We start from the raw sequence: 16,966 nt of genomic DNA on the forward strand, positions 1-16,966 counted from the left end.
CGGCGGCGCCGGCAACGGCTCCCGGTAGGGATAGCAACCCGTCGGGCCCGGCAGCGGCACGCCCGGTGGGCCACAGCCCGGATCGCCGGGATTTCCCGTGATCGCGTCGGGCAAAGTCAGGTTGGGTTCACCGCCCTGTCCCGTACGTGGATACGGGACGGGTAGGGGCGGCGTCGCGGGCTGTCCTACCTCCGGGTCGACTCGTTGCGACGGCAGCAGCACACTGGGATCCAACCCGAGGTCAGAGAACGCGGCATCGACGAACGGCTGAACGAACTGGCCCGGCAGCAGGTTGCTCAGATAGGCCTTGAAGAACGGCCCGGCGGACACCGCTTCACCGAGTGCGGTCGCGTAGTCGCTGAGTCCGACGAACGCCTCTTGAAGCCGTGCCTTGCGGTTGTCGATGATCGCCAGTACGCCGTTGAGCCTGTCCAGCGCCGGCTTGAGCGTGCTCCGGTTGTCTGCGATCAGTCCTCTAAGCTGTTGGGACAGAGCCGTGAAATTGGCCGAAAGCTCGTCGAGCGCTGCACTTTGATTTCGCAACTCGGCCAGCAGCGCGTTCGTGTTCTTGACGAGGCTGACGATCTGGTCGCTGCGCTCGGCGAGGATGCCGGTCGCCTTGTTGGCGTTCGTCAGCAGTGAGCGCAGGTCGGCGTCGCGTTCGGCGAGCGTCTGGGAGAATCGTGCGACGCCTTGCACCGCGGCCTGGAGCTGTGGCGGGGTGTTCGCGAACGTCTGGGCGAGCGTGGTCAGCGAGTTGGACAGCTGGTCGGTGTTCAGTCCACTGATCGTCGCCGACAGGTCGCCCAGTGCATCGGGTAACTGATAGGGCGACGTGGTGCGTTCGACCGGTATCGTGTCCCGCTGTTCTTCGTCGCCGCGCGGAGTCACCTCCAGTGTCTTACTGCCGAGCAGCGCCTTGGTCTTGATCGCCGCCTCGGAGCGATCGCCGACGTGCACGTCGTCCGAGACGTCGAACGTGACGAGGGCGTGGGAGTCCTCCAACGTGATGCTGCGCACCTCGCCGACCTGGAAGCCCGCCACCTGAACCTCAGCACCTGTCTTGAGACCGCCGGCATCGGCGAAGTACGCCGAGTAGACGTTGCCACTGGACACGAACGGTAGGTTTTTGAACTGCAGCGCCGCGACGATGATGGCCGTCAGCACCAGCGCGCCGATGAGACCGAGCGTCACCGGATTGCGTTCGGAGAAGGGCTTCACTGTGGTGTGCACCTGCCTGTGTCCTGACCCGCGACCTTGATGTACACGGGTTGCCCGCCCTTGCCGTTCACCTTCAGGACGAGATCGCAGATGTAGAAACTGAAGTAGTCGCCGGTGAGCGCTTGGCGTCCGAGGATGCGGTACGAGTCGGGCAGGGTGTTGAGGAAGTCATCGAAGTAGTCTTTGTCGTTGAGGATCGTCGTTGCCACCCGGTCGGTCTGAGCCACGGTGTTCTTGAACGGCTCACGTGCTGCTACGAGAAGGTCGCTGATCGATGCGGCGGCGGTGTTGGCGTACGAAAGGCCGTTGGCCAGGTCCGTTTTCCGTCCCTCCAAACCGGCGACGAGCGTCGAGAGTGATTCGACCGCCTTGGCGAACTGGTCGCCCTGCCCGGACAGCGACCCGAGCACGGTGTTGAGATTGACCACCACGTCGCCGATGAGCTGGTCGCGGTCGGCGAGGGTGCTGGTTAGAGCTGCGGTTTGGGTCAGGAACGACCCGATGGTGTCGCCCTGCCCCTGGAACGCCTGAATGAGCTGACCGGACAGCTTATTCACCTGATCGGGGTCGAGTGCGCGGAACAAGGGCCGGAAGCCGCCGATCAGCGCGTCGAGATCCAATGCCGGGGCGGTGTGATCCAACGCGATGGTGCCGCCCGGTTGCAGTTTGCGGGTTCCTCCGGCGCCTTCGAGCAACTCGAGATACCGGTCGCCGATCAGATTGTCGTAGCGGATCGCCGCACGGCTCCCGTCCGTGAGAACGACCGCGTCGTCGGCGCTGAACTCCACCGACGCGGTGTTCTCCTCCGTGATGACGACGTTCGTGACCGTGCCGACTTCGACTCCGGCGACCCGCACGAAGTCGCCGACTTCCAGACCGCTGACGTCGGTGAACGCGGCGCGGTACGTCGACCCCCGATCGAAGCGGAGCTGCGCGTAGATCACCAGCAGCGCGAATGTCCCGAGTAAGCACACCACCACGAACACGATCAGTCGCACCACGGCGGCTGACAGGTCATCTTTCACGGTTCCTCCGGAGGCTCGGGGCAGGGACGCCCATCAAGGTGACGGCGCGGCCGGTACCGGCGGTAGGGTCGTCGGCGGGAACGGCTGCATGTCGGCAGGGTCGGGGACCACGAAGGGTTCCCTGCCCGGTGGTGGCGGACCCGGCTCGGGGGGTGACATCGGCGCAGGCGCCGGCGGGAGGCCCGGGTAAAGTGGCGACCCGTCGGGCGCGTACATCGGGGCCCCGTACGGCGGTGCACCCGGGTACGGGATCGGGCCGGGTGCCGCCCCGCGGTCCTGACCGCGCAGAACCGGCGGCTGCGGGTAACCGCGCGTGGTCGGCAGCAGATCCATGTAGAACGGTCGGCCGATGCCGGGATTCGGCCGGTAGTCCAGTCCCGTTCCCCAACCCGTGTCGGTGACGAGGCCGCGCACAGGGAAGTTGGTTGCCGCATCGGGAAGCGACCCGCAACTCGGCTTGCCTCCGGGGCCGCCTTTGGCACCGGTGATCGGCAGGTTGTCGGGGTAGCGATACTGATCGTCACCGAAGAGCAACGCGGCATCCACGATGAGCGACTTGCCGTTGCGGCCACCGGTGATCCCTGTGTAGTCGTACCCGTCGAGTAGAGTCTTCGCACCGACGAGCAGACACGTGTAGGTGGGGCTGTATTTCGCAAGCAGGGCCGTTGTCGGTGCCAAGTCGTTGACCGCCTGGATGAGGTTGTCCTTGTTCGGACCGAGAAGTTGCACGCCACTGTTCGAGAATCCCGCCACGCTGAGAAGTAACGCGTCCAACTGCTGGGCTTGGTTCGACAGCGTCGTGCTGGTGGTGCTCGCCGCGTCGAGCGTCTTCAGGATGTTCTGGGCGGCTTCGCTATAGGTGTCGGCAAAGCCCCTCAACGATCGGAAGTCGTTGCGGATGGTCTCCGCGCGCGGATTCAGTTGCTGCAGAACCTCGTTGAGCGCGGTCGTGGCCTCACCGATACGCTCCCCGCGACCGCGCACGCCTTCGGACAGCGCCGAGAGGATTCCGTTGAGCTTAGCCGGGTCGACCTGGTCGAGCAGTCCGACCAGGTTCTCGAACACCGTGTTCACCTCTATGGCCACGTTGTCCGACTTCAGCACTGCACCGGCGGCCAGCCGTTGCGAACTTGCGTCTGCGGGATAAACGAGGTCGACGTACTTGGCGCCGAAGACGGTGGTCGCGCGAATGCGCGCCTGTACGTTCGCCGGGATGTACTTCAACTGGTTGGGATACATGTTCAGGGTCAAACTGACCGAACCCTTGCCGTTGCTGACGGCGGCCACCTCCCCGACTTGGACTCCACGCAATTTCACCCTGGCGCCCGGCTCCATGACTAAACCGGAGCGGTCCGATGTGAGCGTCACTCTGGCGTACGACGTGAACGTTTTGGTGAACGCCCCGAGGGTGGCGTAAACGAACACCACTGCGGCAACGACAAGGGCCAGAGCCCACCACAGCCTCCGGGAGCGGAACGATCGAACGTTGCTGGACATCGCGTCATCCCGCCAGGTTGAAGTTGCCGGACTGGCCGTAGATCGCCAGCGACACGAGTAGCACCACCACCGCCGCCGAGATCATCGACGTTCGGACCGCGCGACCGACAGCCTCGCCCACTCCAGCGGGTCCGCCTGACGCGTTGTAGCCGTAATACGTGTGGACGAGCATGATGACCACCGCCATCACCAGCGCCAGGAGGAACGACGACAGGACATCGGTGGTCGACAGGAACGTGTAGAAGTAGTGGTCGTACACGCCCGTCGACTGCCCGTAGAAGAACGTGGTGCCGAACCGGGCAGCGAAGAAGGACGACATCACCGCGACGCAGTAGACCGGGATCACCACCACCACGCCGGCGGCGACCCTGGTCGAGGCCAGATACGCCACTGATCGAATGCCCATGACTTCGAGTGCGTCGATCTCCTCGTTGATGCGCATGGCCCCCATCTGAGCCGTGGCGCCAGCGCCGATCGTTGCGGCCATGGCGACACCTGCCGTCAGTGGGGCGATGAGTCTGACGTTGAAGAAGGCGGACGCGAACCCGATGAGTGCCTCGACACCGACGTTCGAGAACTGGTTGTACCCCTGGACGGCGACGAGGGCGCCTGTGGACAGCGTGAGGAATCCAACGATGGCGGTCGTCCCCCCCACCATGATCAGCGCGCCGGTGCCGAGGCTCATCGCGGCGATCAGGCGGATGGTCTCGGCGGTGTAGCGCGTGACTGCGAAGCCTATCGAGGCGATTGTCGTGCCGTAGAACTCCGCCTGGCCGCCGAGTCGTTCCGCACTATCGACCGCACCTCTCAGGCGAGCGGAGAAGCGGGGAAGTCGCTGTCGGACAGTCGTTCCCGCGCTCATGGGCTGACCTGGAATCCGACGGCGGTGGTGATGACGTTAATGACGAATAGCGCGAGGAACGAGAAGACCACGGTCTCGTTAACCGCGTTGCCGACGCCAGCGGGACCGCCGCCCACCGAGGTGCCCATGTAGCACGCTATGAGTCCGGCGGTCAGCCCGAACAACGTCGCCTTCACGAGGGAGACCACGACGTCGGTGACGCCGGTGATCAGGGTCATGCCCGCGACGAACGCGCCGGGGGTGACATGCTGGAAGTAGACGGAGAAGAAGAAGCCACCCGCGAGTCCGACGAGGATGACGAGCGACGACAGGAGTAGGGCCACGGTCGTGGCCGCCAGGACCCGCGGCACGACGAGCGTCTGTATCGGATTGATGCCCATCACGCGGAGAGCGTCGAGCTCCTCGCGGATCGTTCGAGCGCCGAGGTCAGCGCACATCGCGGTTGCTCCGGCGCCGGCCACGACCAGAACCGTGACGATCGGGCCGGTCTGGTTGACGGTACCGAGCGACGCGCCCGTTCCCGAGAAGTCGGCCGCGCCGAACTCCACGAGGAGCACGTTGAACGTGAACACCGTTAGCACCGTGAACGGGACGGAGAGCATGAGGGTGGGCACGAGCGAGACCCGCGCCACGAACCACGTCTGCAAGAGGTACTCGCGCCACGCGAACGGTCGGCGGAACATACAGGCGAACGTGTCGAGCGCCATCGCGAAGAAACCACCGAGGCCACGCAGGGGTTTGGTGGCGACGCCGAGAGCGTCCATCACGACCGTACGGGTATTAGCGCGAGAGACCGGATGTACCGGGTCGTAGCGCGCTCGGCGTCGCCCTGAGACCGATTCCAAAGGTCGCTCCTTCGCGAAGTGGTGTGAGTCACGCCGACGGGAAGCCGTGACGTGGCGCACTAGGCGAACTGAAGTTAAACTAAAAAACCAGCCCGAGCAAGTTGCAATCCGGAATCCGGTACCGGCCGCCTCGATTGACAGTCGTGACAATTTCAAGAATCGGGGGGCTTGTAGCACTGGACGTTTCGGCGTTGCGCACTTTCCGCTACTTGCTCGCACTGAGTTCGTGGAACCGCCGACCGGGGCCTCCACGACACCGCGAGAGCCTCTAATGCCACAGAAGTCTCACAAACTACGGCTTGTCAACCGCGAGGCCGTTACTATTCGACGTACTGGCGAATCGAAAGGTTGTGACCCGATGACGGCAAGTGAAGTCGCCCCAAACGCCAATTCAATTACGGCTGGGAGGGTTTCGCGGGCTACATCGGGAGCGCGCAAAGCGTTCGCGGACGGTCTCACCCGCGACTTGGGGTGGCGCAAGCAGCAGCTACTCGCACTTCACAAGCTCGTGATCGACAACGAACAGTCCATGGCGGCCGCGCTCGACGAGGATCTGGGCCGTCCGCCGTTCGAAGCCTGGCTCGCCGACGTCGCGAGCGTCGCCGCCGAGGCGAGTGACGCCGCCAAGAATGTCACGAAGTGGGCCCGCCGCAGGTACCGACGTCTCGAGCTCTCGCAACTACCCGGCCTCGGCTGGATCGAGTACGAGCCGTACGGCACCGTCCTGATCATCGGCGCGTGGAATTTCCCCTTCGCGCTGACTCTCGGCCCGGCGGTCGGCGCCATCGCCGCTGGCAACGCGGTCGTGCTCAAGCCATCCGAACTGGCGCCGGCGTCGTCAGCCCTGATGGCCGACCTCGTTCCGCGTTACCTGGATCCGCGCGCGGTCGTGGTCGTGGAAGGCGACGGCGGAGTCAGCCAGGAGCTCATCGAACAGGGCTTCGACAAGATCTGCTTTACCGGTGGTACGGAGATCGGACGCCGGGTCTACGAAAGCGCGGCCGCCCAACTCACTCCCGTGACGCTCGAACTCGGCGGCAAGAGCCCAGTGATCGTAGCGGCAGACGCCGACATCGAGGTGGCGGCGAAACGGATCGCGTGGACCAAGCTGATCAACTCCGGACAGGTCTGCATCGCACCGGACTACGTGCTCGCCCAGGCGAGCGTCAAAGACGAGCTGGTGAACCGAATCAAACGATCCGTTGAGGAGTTCGAGGCCGAAACCGTCGGCGGCAAGCGCATCGTGAATCGGCGCCACTTCGACCGGTTGGCGGGCGCGCTTGCCGCCACGACCGGTGACGTCGTGATCGGCGGGGGCTGCGATACTGACGCGTTGGAGATCGAAGCGACCGTGGTGGTCGATCCGGCGCTGGACGAACCTCTCATGACCGAGGAGATCTTCGGTCCCGTTCTGCCGATCGTCTCCGTTGAGAATCTCGACGAGGCGATCCGCTTCGTCAACGCGCGGCCCAAACCGCTTGCAGCCTACCTGTTCACGCGATCGAGGGCCGTCCGCGAGCGGGTGATCCGGGACGTATCCGCCGGCGGCATGGTGGTGAACCACTTGATCTTCCACTTCGCCACCACCCGACTGCCGTTCGGCGGAGTCGGGCCATCCGGGATCGGGGCCTATCACGGCAGATTCGGCTTCGAGGAGTTCAGCCACCACAAGTCGGTCCTGACCAAACCGACCCGGCCGGACCTGTCCCAACTGGTCTACCCTCCGTACTCCGCGAAGGCGTGGAGATTGGCGCGCAGGCTCTTCTGACGCGCCAGTGAACCATGATTCGCATTCGAGGACGAGTCGGTGACATCGCAGATGAGCCGAACCTTGCTCGAACATGGCACCGGAAGGCCAGCTTTGGCCCCCGCGGTGCCTGCCCGAGACGGAGCGCAGCGGTCACGATGAGTGTGGCACCGATCACACACAGGCCGAGAGGAGCACACTGTGGAATCAGCGTGTCAATGCGCAGCCGGGCAACGACCTGATCTCGATGCTCGCGCATTCCGAGGCCACTCGGAACATGTCTGCCGAGGAGTACCTGGGCAATATCCTGCTTCTCATCGTCGGGGGCAACGATACGACGCGCAATTCCATGACTGGGGGCCTGCTCGCGTTGAACCAGAATGCCGGTGAGTACGAGAAACTCAGCGCCAACCCTGCGCTGATCCCGACGATGATTCCCGAGATCATTCGCTGGCAGACTCCGCTGATACACATGCGCCGCACGGCATTGCAGGACATCGAGTTCGGCGGCAAGTCGATCAAGCAGGGCGACAAGGTGGTCATGTGGTACCTCTCCGGAAATCGTGACCCTGAGGCAATCGAGGACGCGGACGACTTCATCATCGACCGCACGCGGCCGCGGCAGCACCTCTCGTTCGGGTTCGGTATCCACCGCTGCGTGGGCAACAGGCTCGCCGAATTGCAACTCCGGATCCTCTGGGAGGAGTTGCTGAAACGCTGGCCGAATCCGATGCAGATCGAGGTACGGGGCGAGCCGGTGCGAGTGCTCTCGCCCTTCGTCAGGGGCTACGAGTCACTGCCCGTTCGGATCAACGGGTGACGGCCGCAACCCGGAGCGTTGGCACGATGATTGGAGAACGCGGATGCCGATAATCACCTACGTCTCGCATGACGGCACGGAGCGTCGTGTCACCGTGGACAGTGGCGTCACGCTGATGGACGCCGCAGTCGACAACAACGTGCCGGGCATCGACGGCGACTGTGGCGGTGAATGCGCTTGCGCCACTTGCCACATTCACGTCGCAAGTGATTGGGTTGACCGACTTCCGACGGCATCCGAGCAGGAGCGGTCGATGCTGGAGTTCTGCGAGGGACTCGATTCGTGCTCCCGTCTCGGCTGTCAGATCCCGGTCGACGACGACCTCGACGGAATAACGGTGACGACGCCGATCGCACAGCACTGAGCGGACCCGCTGCAGGCTGAACAGCACGAAAGAAAGGGTGATGGATGGCCGTCTTTACGGACGAGAACGAGGTGTACACCTACCTGGGTGGCATCTTTCAGCGGGCCATGGAGCAGAATGCCCTGGCCGATAAGCTCGCGAAATCGGGTGTGATATTGCGGATTCACTACACCGATCCCAATGCGAAGATCACCGTGGACATGCCCAACAAGGTGGTGGAGACCGGTCCCGACAGTTCCGCTACTCCCAACGTGGAACTGTTCATGACAGCCGATACGGGAAATCGTTTCTGGCTCGGGAAGGTCAATCTGACGATGGCGATGGCGAGAGGCACGGTCCGCGCGAAGGGCCCAGTGCCGAAATTGATCAAATTGATCCCGCAAGCCAAGAATCTGTTTCCCGAGTACCGGTCGATGCTGGACGCTGCCAACAGGCAGGATCTCATCGACGCCTAGGGCTCGCTCAACTGCGAGCATTCGGGACCGGCTCACGTGATGTGTTGAGTCCCATGAGATTCACCGAACCAATCGACGTAAAGGAGTTCGACAGATGAAGACACGTGCCGCGGTGCTGTGGGGATTGGGTGAGAAGTGGGAAGTTGAGGAGGTCGACCTCGATCCGCCAGAGGCAGGTGAGGTGCTCGTCCAACTGGCGGCAACCGGGCTGTGCCATTCCGACGAGCACCTCGTCACGGGCGACCTCCCGTTCCCGCTACCGGTCGTCGGCGGTCACGAGGGCGCGGGCACGGTGGTCGAAGTCGGCGCGGGTGTCAACGACATCGACGAAGGCGACTCGGTCATCCTCACCTTCCTTCCCGCTTGCGGCACGTGCTCCTACTGTGCGCGCGGGATGGGGAACCTCTGCGAGGTGGGTGCGGCGGTCATGATGGGCCCGCAGATCGACGGCACCTACAGATTCCACGCACGCGGCGAGGACGTCGGCCAGATGTGCCTGCTCGGCACGTTCTCCGAGTACACAGTGGTTCCGAGATCGTCGGTCGTAAAGATCGATCAGGGCACCCCCTTGGACAAGGCGGCGTTGATCGGATGCGGCGTGACAACTGGATACGGTTCGGCGGTGCGAACAGGCGAGGTGCACGCGGGCGACACGGTCGTGGTGGTCGGCGCCGGGGGCATCGGCATGAACGCCATCCAAGGCGCCCGGATCGCCGGTGCCCTCACGATCGTGGCTGTCGATCCGGTCGAATTCAAACGGCAGCAAGCGACGACGTTCGGAGCGACGCACACCGCGACGTCGATGAACGACGGATGGGATCTCGTCAGCGATCTGACCAGAGGCAAGCTCGCCGACGTGTGCGTGCTCACCACGGACGTCGCCGAAGCGGCCTACATCAGCGAGGCTCTGGCCCTCGTGGGCAAGCGCGGCCGCGTCGTCGTCACCGCCATCGGGCATCCCGAGGAAACGTCGATGTCGGGATCGCTGCTCGAGTTGACACTGTACGAGAAGCAGATTCGGGGAGCACTGTACGGTTCGTCGAACGCGGCGCACGACATTCCCCGCCTGGTCGAACTGTACAACTCCGGATCGCTCAAGTTGGACGAGCTGATCACGCGCGACTACTCGCTAGACCAGATCAATCAGGGCTACGAAGACATGAGATCTGGCCGCAACATCCGTGGTCTCATCAGGTTCTAACGACGGTACGCCGCCGGCGGCGTAGCCCTATGCTACGTCGCTGGTACGCGTACGGTGACTATCAGCCCGCCGCCATCGCGCGCGACGAAATCTAGTCTGCCGCCGATCGCCTCGAGTATCTGTTGGACGATCCACAGGCCGAGGCCGGCCGTGCCCCGCTGTTCGCCGACGCTGATGTACTTCGCGGTCAACTCACCTTGGCTTTGGGGGGGTATGCCCGGCCCGCGGTCGGCGATGGTGATCAGGATGTCGGAGCCGTCCTGATCGCACGTCACTTCGACGGCCGCATCGCGGCTGTGGCGGGCCGCGTTCTCAAGCAGATTGGTGAGAACCCGTCGCAGACCCTGAGCATCCAATCTGACCGTCCCGATCGCGTCGCGCATCGACAGTTGCAGGCGTGGCGAAGCCAGACCGACGGTGCTTGCGGCAACCGTGATGACGTCTGCGACGTCGACCGGCCGGACCCGACCAGTGGCGAATGTGGGATGTCGGCTCAACGCGACATCCGACAGCGCGTCGATCATGTCGTGGAGGTGCTGAGCGTGGCGGTTGGTCAATTGGACGCTAGCGGCACGATCAGACTCGGTCATATGGTCCTTCGACGTCAGCGCGGCTGTCAAAGCCTCCAATGACGTTATCGGAGTGCGAAATTCGTGAACGAGGACCTGCAATCCGTCCTGTTGAGCTTGGTACGACGCGAGGAGTCGTCGCCGGAGATCCCGTTCTTCCTCTGCGACAGCGTGTTCCGCTTCAGCCTCGACCATTGCTCGCAGGCTTGACCGGCGTTCACGCTCGGCCAGCGACGACAAACCGGCCGTGATGAACGCGGCGAAAACCAGGTATACCGCCCACCAAACACTTCGGAACGTCGGCGATAAAGCGGAGGCAGCGGGTTCGGAGGGCAGAATCGAGACGGCGACGAACCCCGTCCCGAGTAGCACGCCCGAGACGATGGCCTCACTGAAGGTGAGTCGTGCCGCGGAGGCGATGACGACCAGGACCAGCACGGACACCACGGGGCTCTGCGCTCCCCCCGTAAGGGCGACGAACGTGAGTGTGAACAGGGAGTCGAGACCGGTGATAGCCCAACGGTATGAGGTTCGGCGCACCTCCAGCGCGGGATAGGCGAAAACGATTCCCGCATAGGCGGTCGCGGCCACCAACAGCACGACGAGCGACGTGCGCACTCCCGGTGGTTGTGAGGTGAGCAGCACGCCGATTGAGCACACCACCGCGATTCGCACCCAGATCACCGACCGGGCTAGCCGCCCTCCGTCCCCCTGAACCGTCCAGAGGGTGTGATCGGCGGGATTCACCGGCTTGTGACCAGCGACGGAGTAGTGTCGGGGCAGTGAGGAGCAGGCCGTACGTTGTTGTCATCGTTGACGACCACGAGCTCTTCTCCGAGGGACTGGCGTTGCTGCTCAACAGCCAATGGGGCGAGCAGTTTTACGTGGCCGACACGACGACCGACGTCGAAGACGTTGTCGACGTCATAGCCCGTTGCGCTGCCGACATCGCAATCGTAGACCTGTCGATGCCACCGCTTGGCGGAATCGCCGCCATTCGTCAAATCAAGGCACGCCATCCCGACACGCGTGTACTGGCGTTGTCGGGCACCGGCAACCTCGACCTCGCGGAAGAGGCGCTGCGCTCCGGAGCCGATGGCTTCCTCCCCAAGACCGCGCGGCCCGAGGCCCTTTTGGGTCCGTTGTGCACCATCGCCGAAGGCATGCGGGTCGTCGACGCGACGCTTCTCGATGCACTGCTGGCACGGTCGCGCGAGCCGAACGCCGCACTGCGCGAACAGTTCAGCGCCCCTGAGCTACGGTGTGGCTGTTCGTGGCGTCGGGCATGGAGACCGGCGACATCGCGCAGCGCATGGCCGTGTCCGAGCGAACGGCGAAGCGGATGGTCGCGGCGCTCCTCCGCAGACTCGGCGTCACCAATCGCATTGCCGCCGCCGCGCTCGCGGGTAAAATGCGACTGCTCGACGACGTGGCCGACGCAGACCGAAGATTCTAGGCTCGTAGGTTCGCCATTCAGGAAGCAACTCGCTGGCCTTCCGCTTTTCTAGGGTGGATCGATTCGTTGAGCGTGGCGATGCCGCAGCGGAGTTGAACGCAACATCGACGGTCCGGCGGTCCATCACCCACGGGGTGGAGCACGAACTCGACGTGTTGGTCTTCGCCACCGGGTTACCCGCTGTCGCACAGCGGTCGCTTGGCGTAGAGATCCTTCGGCATGAGCTTGCGTGCCATCTCAGGGTCGGTGACGATTTCGGCGATCTTGCCCTTGATGAAGTCCTGTGCCGCCTTGTTGGCCATGTCGTTGGTGGCGATGTCCGAGAAGGTCTCGAACATGTACCGGAAGCCGCCGCCGTTCTCCCACGCTCGCTGGAAGATCGCATGCGCCTCTTCCTGCGACACCGACTCGAACGGTCGGGTGCTCTCCTCGAAGCCGAAGGCGACCCCCGAGTTACGCACCTGCTTCCAAATGGCTTGGTAGTTTTCCTTGACATCTGCGACGTAGTCCTTCGAGACCGGTCCGTTGCCCACAGGGACCGTGTACTGCGCCGAGCGCTGGAACACGGTCAGATGGTCGACCTCGGGTGCGATCGCGGTGATGACCTGGACCCCGGTGGACCCGTTCCCGATGACACCCACTCGCTTGCCGGCTAGCTCCAGGTCAGCCGGCCAGTCCCCGGTGTGTACGTAGAGGCCGCTGAAGGTGCCGATGCCGGTGAAGTCGGGTAGGTTGGTGGCCGACAGCAGCCCCACGGCTTTGACCAGGTACTTCGCCGTGTACAACTCACCCGCCCCCGTCCTGACATGCCAGCGGTCGTCGTCTTCGTTAAAGTGCGCCGCCTCCACGGCGGTGTTGAGGTCTATGTCGGGCCGCAGGTTCCAGCGGTCGGCGACGTGCTCGAGGTAGCGCAGGATTTGCGGCTGAGAGACGTAACGGCTGTCGAAATCCCACTCCCGCAACAAGGCCTCGTCACACGAGTAGCAGTAAACGAACGTCTCGGTATCCGACAGCGCGCCGGGGTAGCGATTTCAGTACCAGGTGCCGCCCACGCCGCCGGCCTTTTCGAAGATCCGTACATCCAGGCCGTGTTGGTCCCGCAGTTGCTTTAAGGCATACCAGCCCGCCAAAACCCGCGCCGATCACGATCGCGTCGTGGTGAGTGGTCATATCGCTCATGCCTCTCCGTTCGGTTCACGCCCGGGTGTGTCCGTCCGAGTCGGTCCGCCGGGACGATCAGCGGCGATACCAACTGCCGATCTTGACGACCTCGGTGTCGGCCTCCGGGGCGCGGCCGGCGAGGGAAGGAAAGACGTGTTGCATGCCGTCGACCACCGACAGCGTCACCTCGACGCCGGCCGCCGTCGCGCGATCGGCCAGCCGGGTCGCGTCGTCTCGCAACGTCTCCACCGATCCGGCGCTGATGTAGAGCCGCGGGAATCCGGCATAGTCGGGGTGCAGCGGGTTGACGCGCGGAGCGGCGTGCCGTCGTCGCGCAGCGCGTGCACCATGGCGATGGCCAGGTTGCCCCCGGCGGAGTCTCCGGCGGTGACGATGCGCTCGGGCGCGACGCCGCTGTCCAGCAGCGCGCGGTACACTGCCGTGGCGTCCCCGATCTGGGCCGGGAAGGGATGCTCGGGTGCTCGCCGGTAGTCGATGACGAACGCTGACGTCCCCGGCGCGGTGGCCAGGTGTCCGGCGAGCTTGCGGTGGCTGGCCGCTGATCCGACGGCGAAGCCGCCACCGTGATTGTAGAGGATGACGGTCGACGTGTCCGCGCCGAGCGGGAGAGCCCAGATACCCTCGACGCCGGCGATGACGTCCGACCGGTACGTCACGGCCTCGGGCTCCTTGGTCGGCAGGTGCCATTCGTCGAACATGCTGCGCAGCATCGCAATAGACATTTGAGGGTCGTCTGCCATTCGGCTGCTCCAGTCCCGGTAGAGCGCCTCGAGAAATCCGGCCTCAGTAGAAATGGTCACAATTGTCGCCTCTCGGATCGCGCTGCCCGGGGCAGCATCGTGCGTTGGCCGAGCACGCGAGAATCCGTGTTCGAGGTGTCCCGCAGCATCGGTACGGACCGTCTGCGGGGTGTCCGTGGGCGGCAGCCTAATGGGGGTGTAAGCGGTTGGCCATTTGCAGGCTGGCCTCGAAACCGTGGTGTGAACGTCTTGGTGGCCGATGGGTCGATGCCGCAACCCCTGCCGCCCCATTCTCAGGGCCTCCGGGTAAGTGACTCGAGGTCGTCAAGCGCTCGACAGTGGTGGAGTGCCTTTGCTGACATCTAGCGCACGTCGATCAAACTGACGTGGAGACGGCGAGCAGCTCGGCGCGGTCGACCGGAAGTGACTTGGTGATGGCTCGTTTGGTGAATAGAAAGTCGCGGGGACGGTTGATGCAGTCGGCGGCGATGAGTTCGCCGTCGCGGAAGTAGAAGCAGCTGAATTCCCGGCCGCGTGATGGGTCGCCGCTGAGCAGTACTTCGTCGTATCCGGTGTTGAGACCGGCGATTTGGAGTTTGAGGTCATACTGGTCAGACCAGAACCAGGGGAGCGCGGCGATGACGCTGTGTTTTCCGCAGATGGTCGCCGCGGCGATCTTGGCCTGCTCGCCGGCACTGGGCACGGATTCCAGGCGGATGCGCGATCCGTATCGGGCGATGACGTGGCTGGTGCAGTCGCCAGCGGCCACGATGTCGTGGTCACTGGTGCGGGCCTGGTCATCGATCACGATGCCGTTGTCGACGGATAGTCCTGCGGCGGAGGCGAGTTCGGTGTTGGGTATGACGCCGACACCGATGATCACCGCATCGGCGGCCAGTGACTCCCCGCCCGCCAGCACGACCTCCTGCACGGTGTCGTTGCCGGAGAACGCCTCGACGAGTGCCTGGGTTCTGATGTCCACGCCCTGGTCGCGGTGGATCCGCGTGAAGAACGCCGACACCTCCGGGGCGGTGACCCGTTCGAGAACACGGTCGGTGGCCTCTAACACGGTGACCTCCACGCCCAGCGAACACAGCGAGGCCGCAGTCTCCAACCCGATGTAGCCGCCACCCACGATCACGACCCGTCGGCCGGGTACGGCGGCCTCTCGGATGGATTCGACGTCGGCCGCGGTGCGCAGGTAGTGAATCCCGCGCAGGTCCGCGCCAGGGGTTGGCAGTCGCCTCGCTCGCGCACCGACACACAGCGCGAGTTTCGTGTAGTTCACCGTCTCGCCGGTGTCCAGGCACACCCGCCCAGCCGACCGGTCGATCGACTCCGCCGTCGCGTCCACGAGCTGGATGTTCTGCTTGGTGTAGAAGTCGGAACCACGGATCAGGAGTTCATCGAAGCCGCTCTTGCCGGCCAGGTACGCCTTCGACAGCGGCGGACGGTGGTAGGGCAGCTTACCCTCATCGCCGATCAGGAGGATCTCACCTGCCCAGCCGTCGCGGCGGAGGTTTCCCGCCAGCTGCGCGCCCGCGTGGCTGGCCCCGACGACCACCGCCCGCTCAGATGTCATGCAGTCTGCTTGGGAGTGAGGCGGACCATCAGCTTGCTGATGCCCCTAACGAAGTTCGACTGCACGTACTCGGGCTCGCCGACCACCTCGATGTTCTCGAAGCGAGGAAGCAACTCCTCCCACAGGATTCGCAGCTGCAGTTCGGCCAGCCGGTTCCCCATGCAACGGTGTACTCCGAACCCGAAGGCGATGTGGTTGCGCGCGTTGCTTCTGTCGATGATCAACTCATCGGGGCGCTCGAAGACGCGTTCGTCCCGGTTGCCCGAGGCGTACCACATGACGACCTTGTCGCCCTTGCGGATGAACTGCCCGTTCAGCATGACGTCCTTCTTCGCGATGCGCCGCATGTAGGCCAGCGGGGTCTGCCATCGGATGATCTCCGACACCATTCCGGGGATCAGGTCGGGGTTCGCCTTGAGCTTCTCGAACTGATCGGGGTACTCGTTGAGGGCGAGTACGCCTCCGCTCATCGAGTTGCGGGTCGTGTCATTGCCGCCGACGATGAGCAACACCAAGTTGCCCAGGAACTCCATCGGTCGATCGATGAGGTCCTTGGTGTCGTCGTTGCCTTGCAGCATGGTGATGAGGTCGAAGCCCGGTTCCTCCCCGTTCGCCAAGCGCGTCGCCTTGTTGTGCCACAGCTCGCTGAGCCCCTTCGCCATGTCGACCATGCCGCGAAACACTCTGTCATTGTCCGACGGACCGCCGTTGGCCTCCTCCATGGCGGTGGCGAGATCCGACCACTCCACCAGCTTGTGCCGCCGCTCGTACGGGAAGTCCAACAGCGTTGCCAGCATGCGGGCCGTCAGCTCGATGGAGACGTGCTCCACCCAGTTGAACGGCTGGTCGGTCGGCAGGTTGTCCAGCACTTCCTGCACACGCGACCGGATCAGTCCCTCCATCTGCCGCAGGTTCTTCGGCGCGACGACTCCTTGCACGGACGCACGCTGGACGTCGTGACGCGGCGGGTCCATCGCGATGAACATGGCGATGTCGAGAAAGCGCGGCGGCGTCCCGATGATGATGAACGGCTCCGCGGAGAACGCCTCGTGGTTCTTGTCCACGGCGATGATGTCGGCGTGGCGGGTCACCGACCAGAACGGGCCGAACGGACTCTTGGCCTGATAGTGCACCGGTGCTTCGTTGCGCACCCGCTCGAAGTAGGACTGCCAGCGACCCTGGCGGTACAGGAACGGGTTGCTGAGATCGATATCAACGACGTCGAGGTCCTCGACCGGCGGAATCGGAGCCTCGGTGAACATCTTCTTGTGTGTGGTCCCGGTGATCCGCCGGCGTGCCTTGTCGTACAGGTGCGCACCGCGAATCTGCACCTCCAACGGAACGACCGACTGGGCCTTGGCGGTGATGGTGGTGGCAATGCTCATCAGTGACTCCGATCC

17 protein-coding genes and 1 pseudogene are annotated in these 16,966 nt (G+C 64.1%); 6 read left to right on the top strand and 12 right to left on the bottom strand.

Annotation, left to right across the window (positions count from 1 at the left end; all coding sequences use genetic code 11):
* The 5 genes from TX88_RS32205 to TX88_RS32225 form a co-directional block, all read right to left on the bottom strand.
* Positions 1-1,221: virulence factor Mce family protein (locus TX88_RS32205; RefSeq protein ID WP_044524680.1), on the bottom strand; the 1,221-nt coding region annotated here is incomplete at its 3' end.
* Entirely contained in the window at positions 1,218-2,246 is a 1,029-nt protein-coding gene (locus TX88_RS32210) for an MCE family protein (protein ID WP_044524687.1), read from the bottom strand. The genes TX88_RS32205 and TX88_RS32210, both read right to left, overlap by 4 nt.
* Positions 2,247-2,279: 33 nt before the next feature.
* Positions 2,280-3,743, bottom strand: a complete 1,464-nt coding sequence (locus TX88_RS32215) for an MCE family protein (RefSeq protein WP_044524692.1) — start codon at positions 3,741-3,743, stop codon at positions 2,280-2,282.
* A gap of 4 nt (positions 3,744-3,747) precedes the next feature.
* Positions 3,748-4,605, bottom strand: a complete 858-nt coding sequence (locus TX88_RS32220) for an ABC transporter permease (RefSeq protein WP_044524698.1) — start codon at positions 4,603-4,605, stop codon at positions 3,748-3,750.
* The gene (locus tag TX88_RS32225; RefSeq protein ID WP_044524705.1) at positions 4,602-5,369 is read right to left on the bottom strand and encodes an MlaE family ABC transporter permease; all 768 of its coding nucleotides are present in this window, start codon (positions 5,367-5,369) and stop codon (positions 4,602-4,604) included. Before TX88_RS32225 ends, TX88_RS32220 begins: the two co-directional genes overlap by 4 nt.
* 439 nt (positions 5,370-5,808) lie before the next feature.
* Between TX88_RS32225 and TX88_RS32230 the strand changes: the two genes are divergently transcribed.
* From TX88_RS32230 to TX88_RS32250, 5 genes and pseudogenes are all read left to right on the top strand, one after another.
* Positions 5,809-7,218, top strand: a complete 1,410-nt coding sequence (locus TX88_RS32230) for an aldehyde dehydrogenase family protein (protein ID WP_044524711.1) — start codon at positions 5,809-5,811, stop codon at positions 7,216-7,218.
* 172 nt (positions 7,219-7,390) lie between these two features.
* A pseudogene (locus TX88_RS32235) lies at positions 7,391-8,017 on the top strand (cytochrome P450); the annotation flags it as partial.
* 43 nt (positions 8,018-8,060) lie between these two features.
* Positions 8,061-8,381, top strand: a complete 321-nt coding sequence (locus TX88_RS32240) for a 2Fe-2S iron-sulfur cluster-binding protein (protein WP_044524714.1) — start codon at positions 8,061-8,063, stop codon at positions 8,379-8,381.
* Between the two features lie 44 nt (positions 8,382-8,425).
* Complete coding sequence (locus tag TX88_RS32245; RefSeq protein WP_044524716.1) at positions 8,426-8,836, top strand: SCP2 sterol-binding domain-containing protein; 411 nt, start codon at positions 8,426-8,428, stop codon at positions 8,834-8,836.
* A gap of 94 nt (positions 8,837-8,930) precedes the next feature.
* Positions 8,931-10,037, top strand: coding sequence for an NDMA-dependent alcohol dehydrogenase (locus TX88_RS32250; protein WP_044524718.1), 1,107 nt, complete (start codon positions 8,931-8,933; stop codon positions 10,035-10,037).
* Between the two features lie 32 nt (positions 10,038-10,069).
* On the opposite strand, the gene TX88_RS32255 is transcribed toward TX88_RS32250, so the two are convergent.
* Complete coding sequence (locus TX88_RS32255) at positions 10,070-11,281, bottom strand: sensor histidine kinase (RefSeq protein ID WP_235631589.1); 1,212 nt, start codon at positions 11,279-11,281, stop codon at positions 10,070-10,072.
* A gap of 107 nt (positions 11,282-11,388) precedes the next feature.
* Here TX88_RS32255 and TX88_RS35855 point away from each other — a divergent pair, with 107 nt between their 5' ends.
* On the top strand, positions 11,389-12,114 hold the full coding sequence (locus tag TX88_RS35855; RefSeq protein ID WP_457920634.1) for a response regulator: 726 nt from the start codon (positions 11,389-11,391) through the stop codon (positions 12,112-12,114).
* A gap of 121 nt (positions 12,115-12,235) precedes the next feature.
* Here the strand turns inward: TX88_RS35855 and TX88_RS32265 are convergent, their stop codons facing one another.
* From TX88_RS32265 to TX88_RS32280, 6 genes are all read right to left on the bottom strand, one after another.
* Positions 12,236-13,024 carry a flavin-containing monooxygenase gene (locus TX88_RS32265; protein WP_205841497.1) on the bottom strand — a complete coding sequence of 263 codons (789 nt, stop codon included), beginning with the start codon at positions 13,022-13,024 and terminating at the stop codon, positions 12,236-12,238.
* 69 nt (positions 13,025-13,093) lie between these two features.
* Positions 13,094-13,192, bottom strand: coding sequence for an NAD(P)-binding protein (locus TX88_RS35805; protein ID WP_409365906.1), 99 nt, complete (start codon positions 13,190-13,192; stop codon positions 13,094-13,096).
* Between the two features lie 106 nt (positions 13,193-13,298).
* Positions 13,299-13,472: an alpha/beta hydrolase gene (locus TX88_RS35810; RefSeq protein WP_409365907.1), complete on the bottom strand. Its 174-nt coding sequence runs from the start codon at positions 13,470-13,472 to the stop codon at positions 13,299-13,301.
* A complete protein-coding gene (locus TX88_RS32270) occupies positions 13,406-13,966 on the bottom strand; it encodes an alpha/beta hydrolase fold domain-containing protein (protein ID WP_244438731.1) in 561 nt (186 codons plus the stop codon). Before TX88_RS32270 ends, TX88_RS35810 begins: the two co-directional genes overlap by 67 nt.
* Positions 13,967-14,360: 394 nt before the next feature.
* Positions 14,361-15,566 (bottom strand): NAD(P)/FAD-dependent oxidoreductase, encoded by a 1,206-nt coding sequence (locus tag TX88_RS32275; RefSeq protein ID WP_044524724.1) that lies wholly within the window; start codon positions 15,564-15,566, stop codon positions 14,361-14,363.
* Positions 15,563-16,951 (bottom strand): cytochrome P450, encoded by a 1,389-nt coding sequence (locus TX88_RS32280; RefSeq protein WP_044524727.1) that lies wholly within the window; start codon positions 16,949-16,951, stop codon positions 15,563-15,565. The genes TX88_RS32275 and TX88_RS32280 overlap by 4 nt, the downstream gene beginning before the upstream one ends.
* Positions 16,952-16,966 lie beyond the last annotated feature (15 nt).

Source organism: Mycolicibacterium septicum DSM 44393, assembly GCF_000455325.1.
GTDB classification, from domain to species: domain Bacteria; phylum Actinomycetota; class Actinomycetes; order Mycobacteriales; family Mycobacteriaceae; genus Mycobacterium; species Mycobacterium septicum.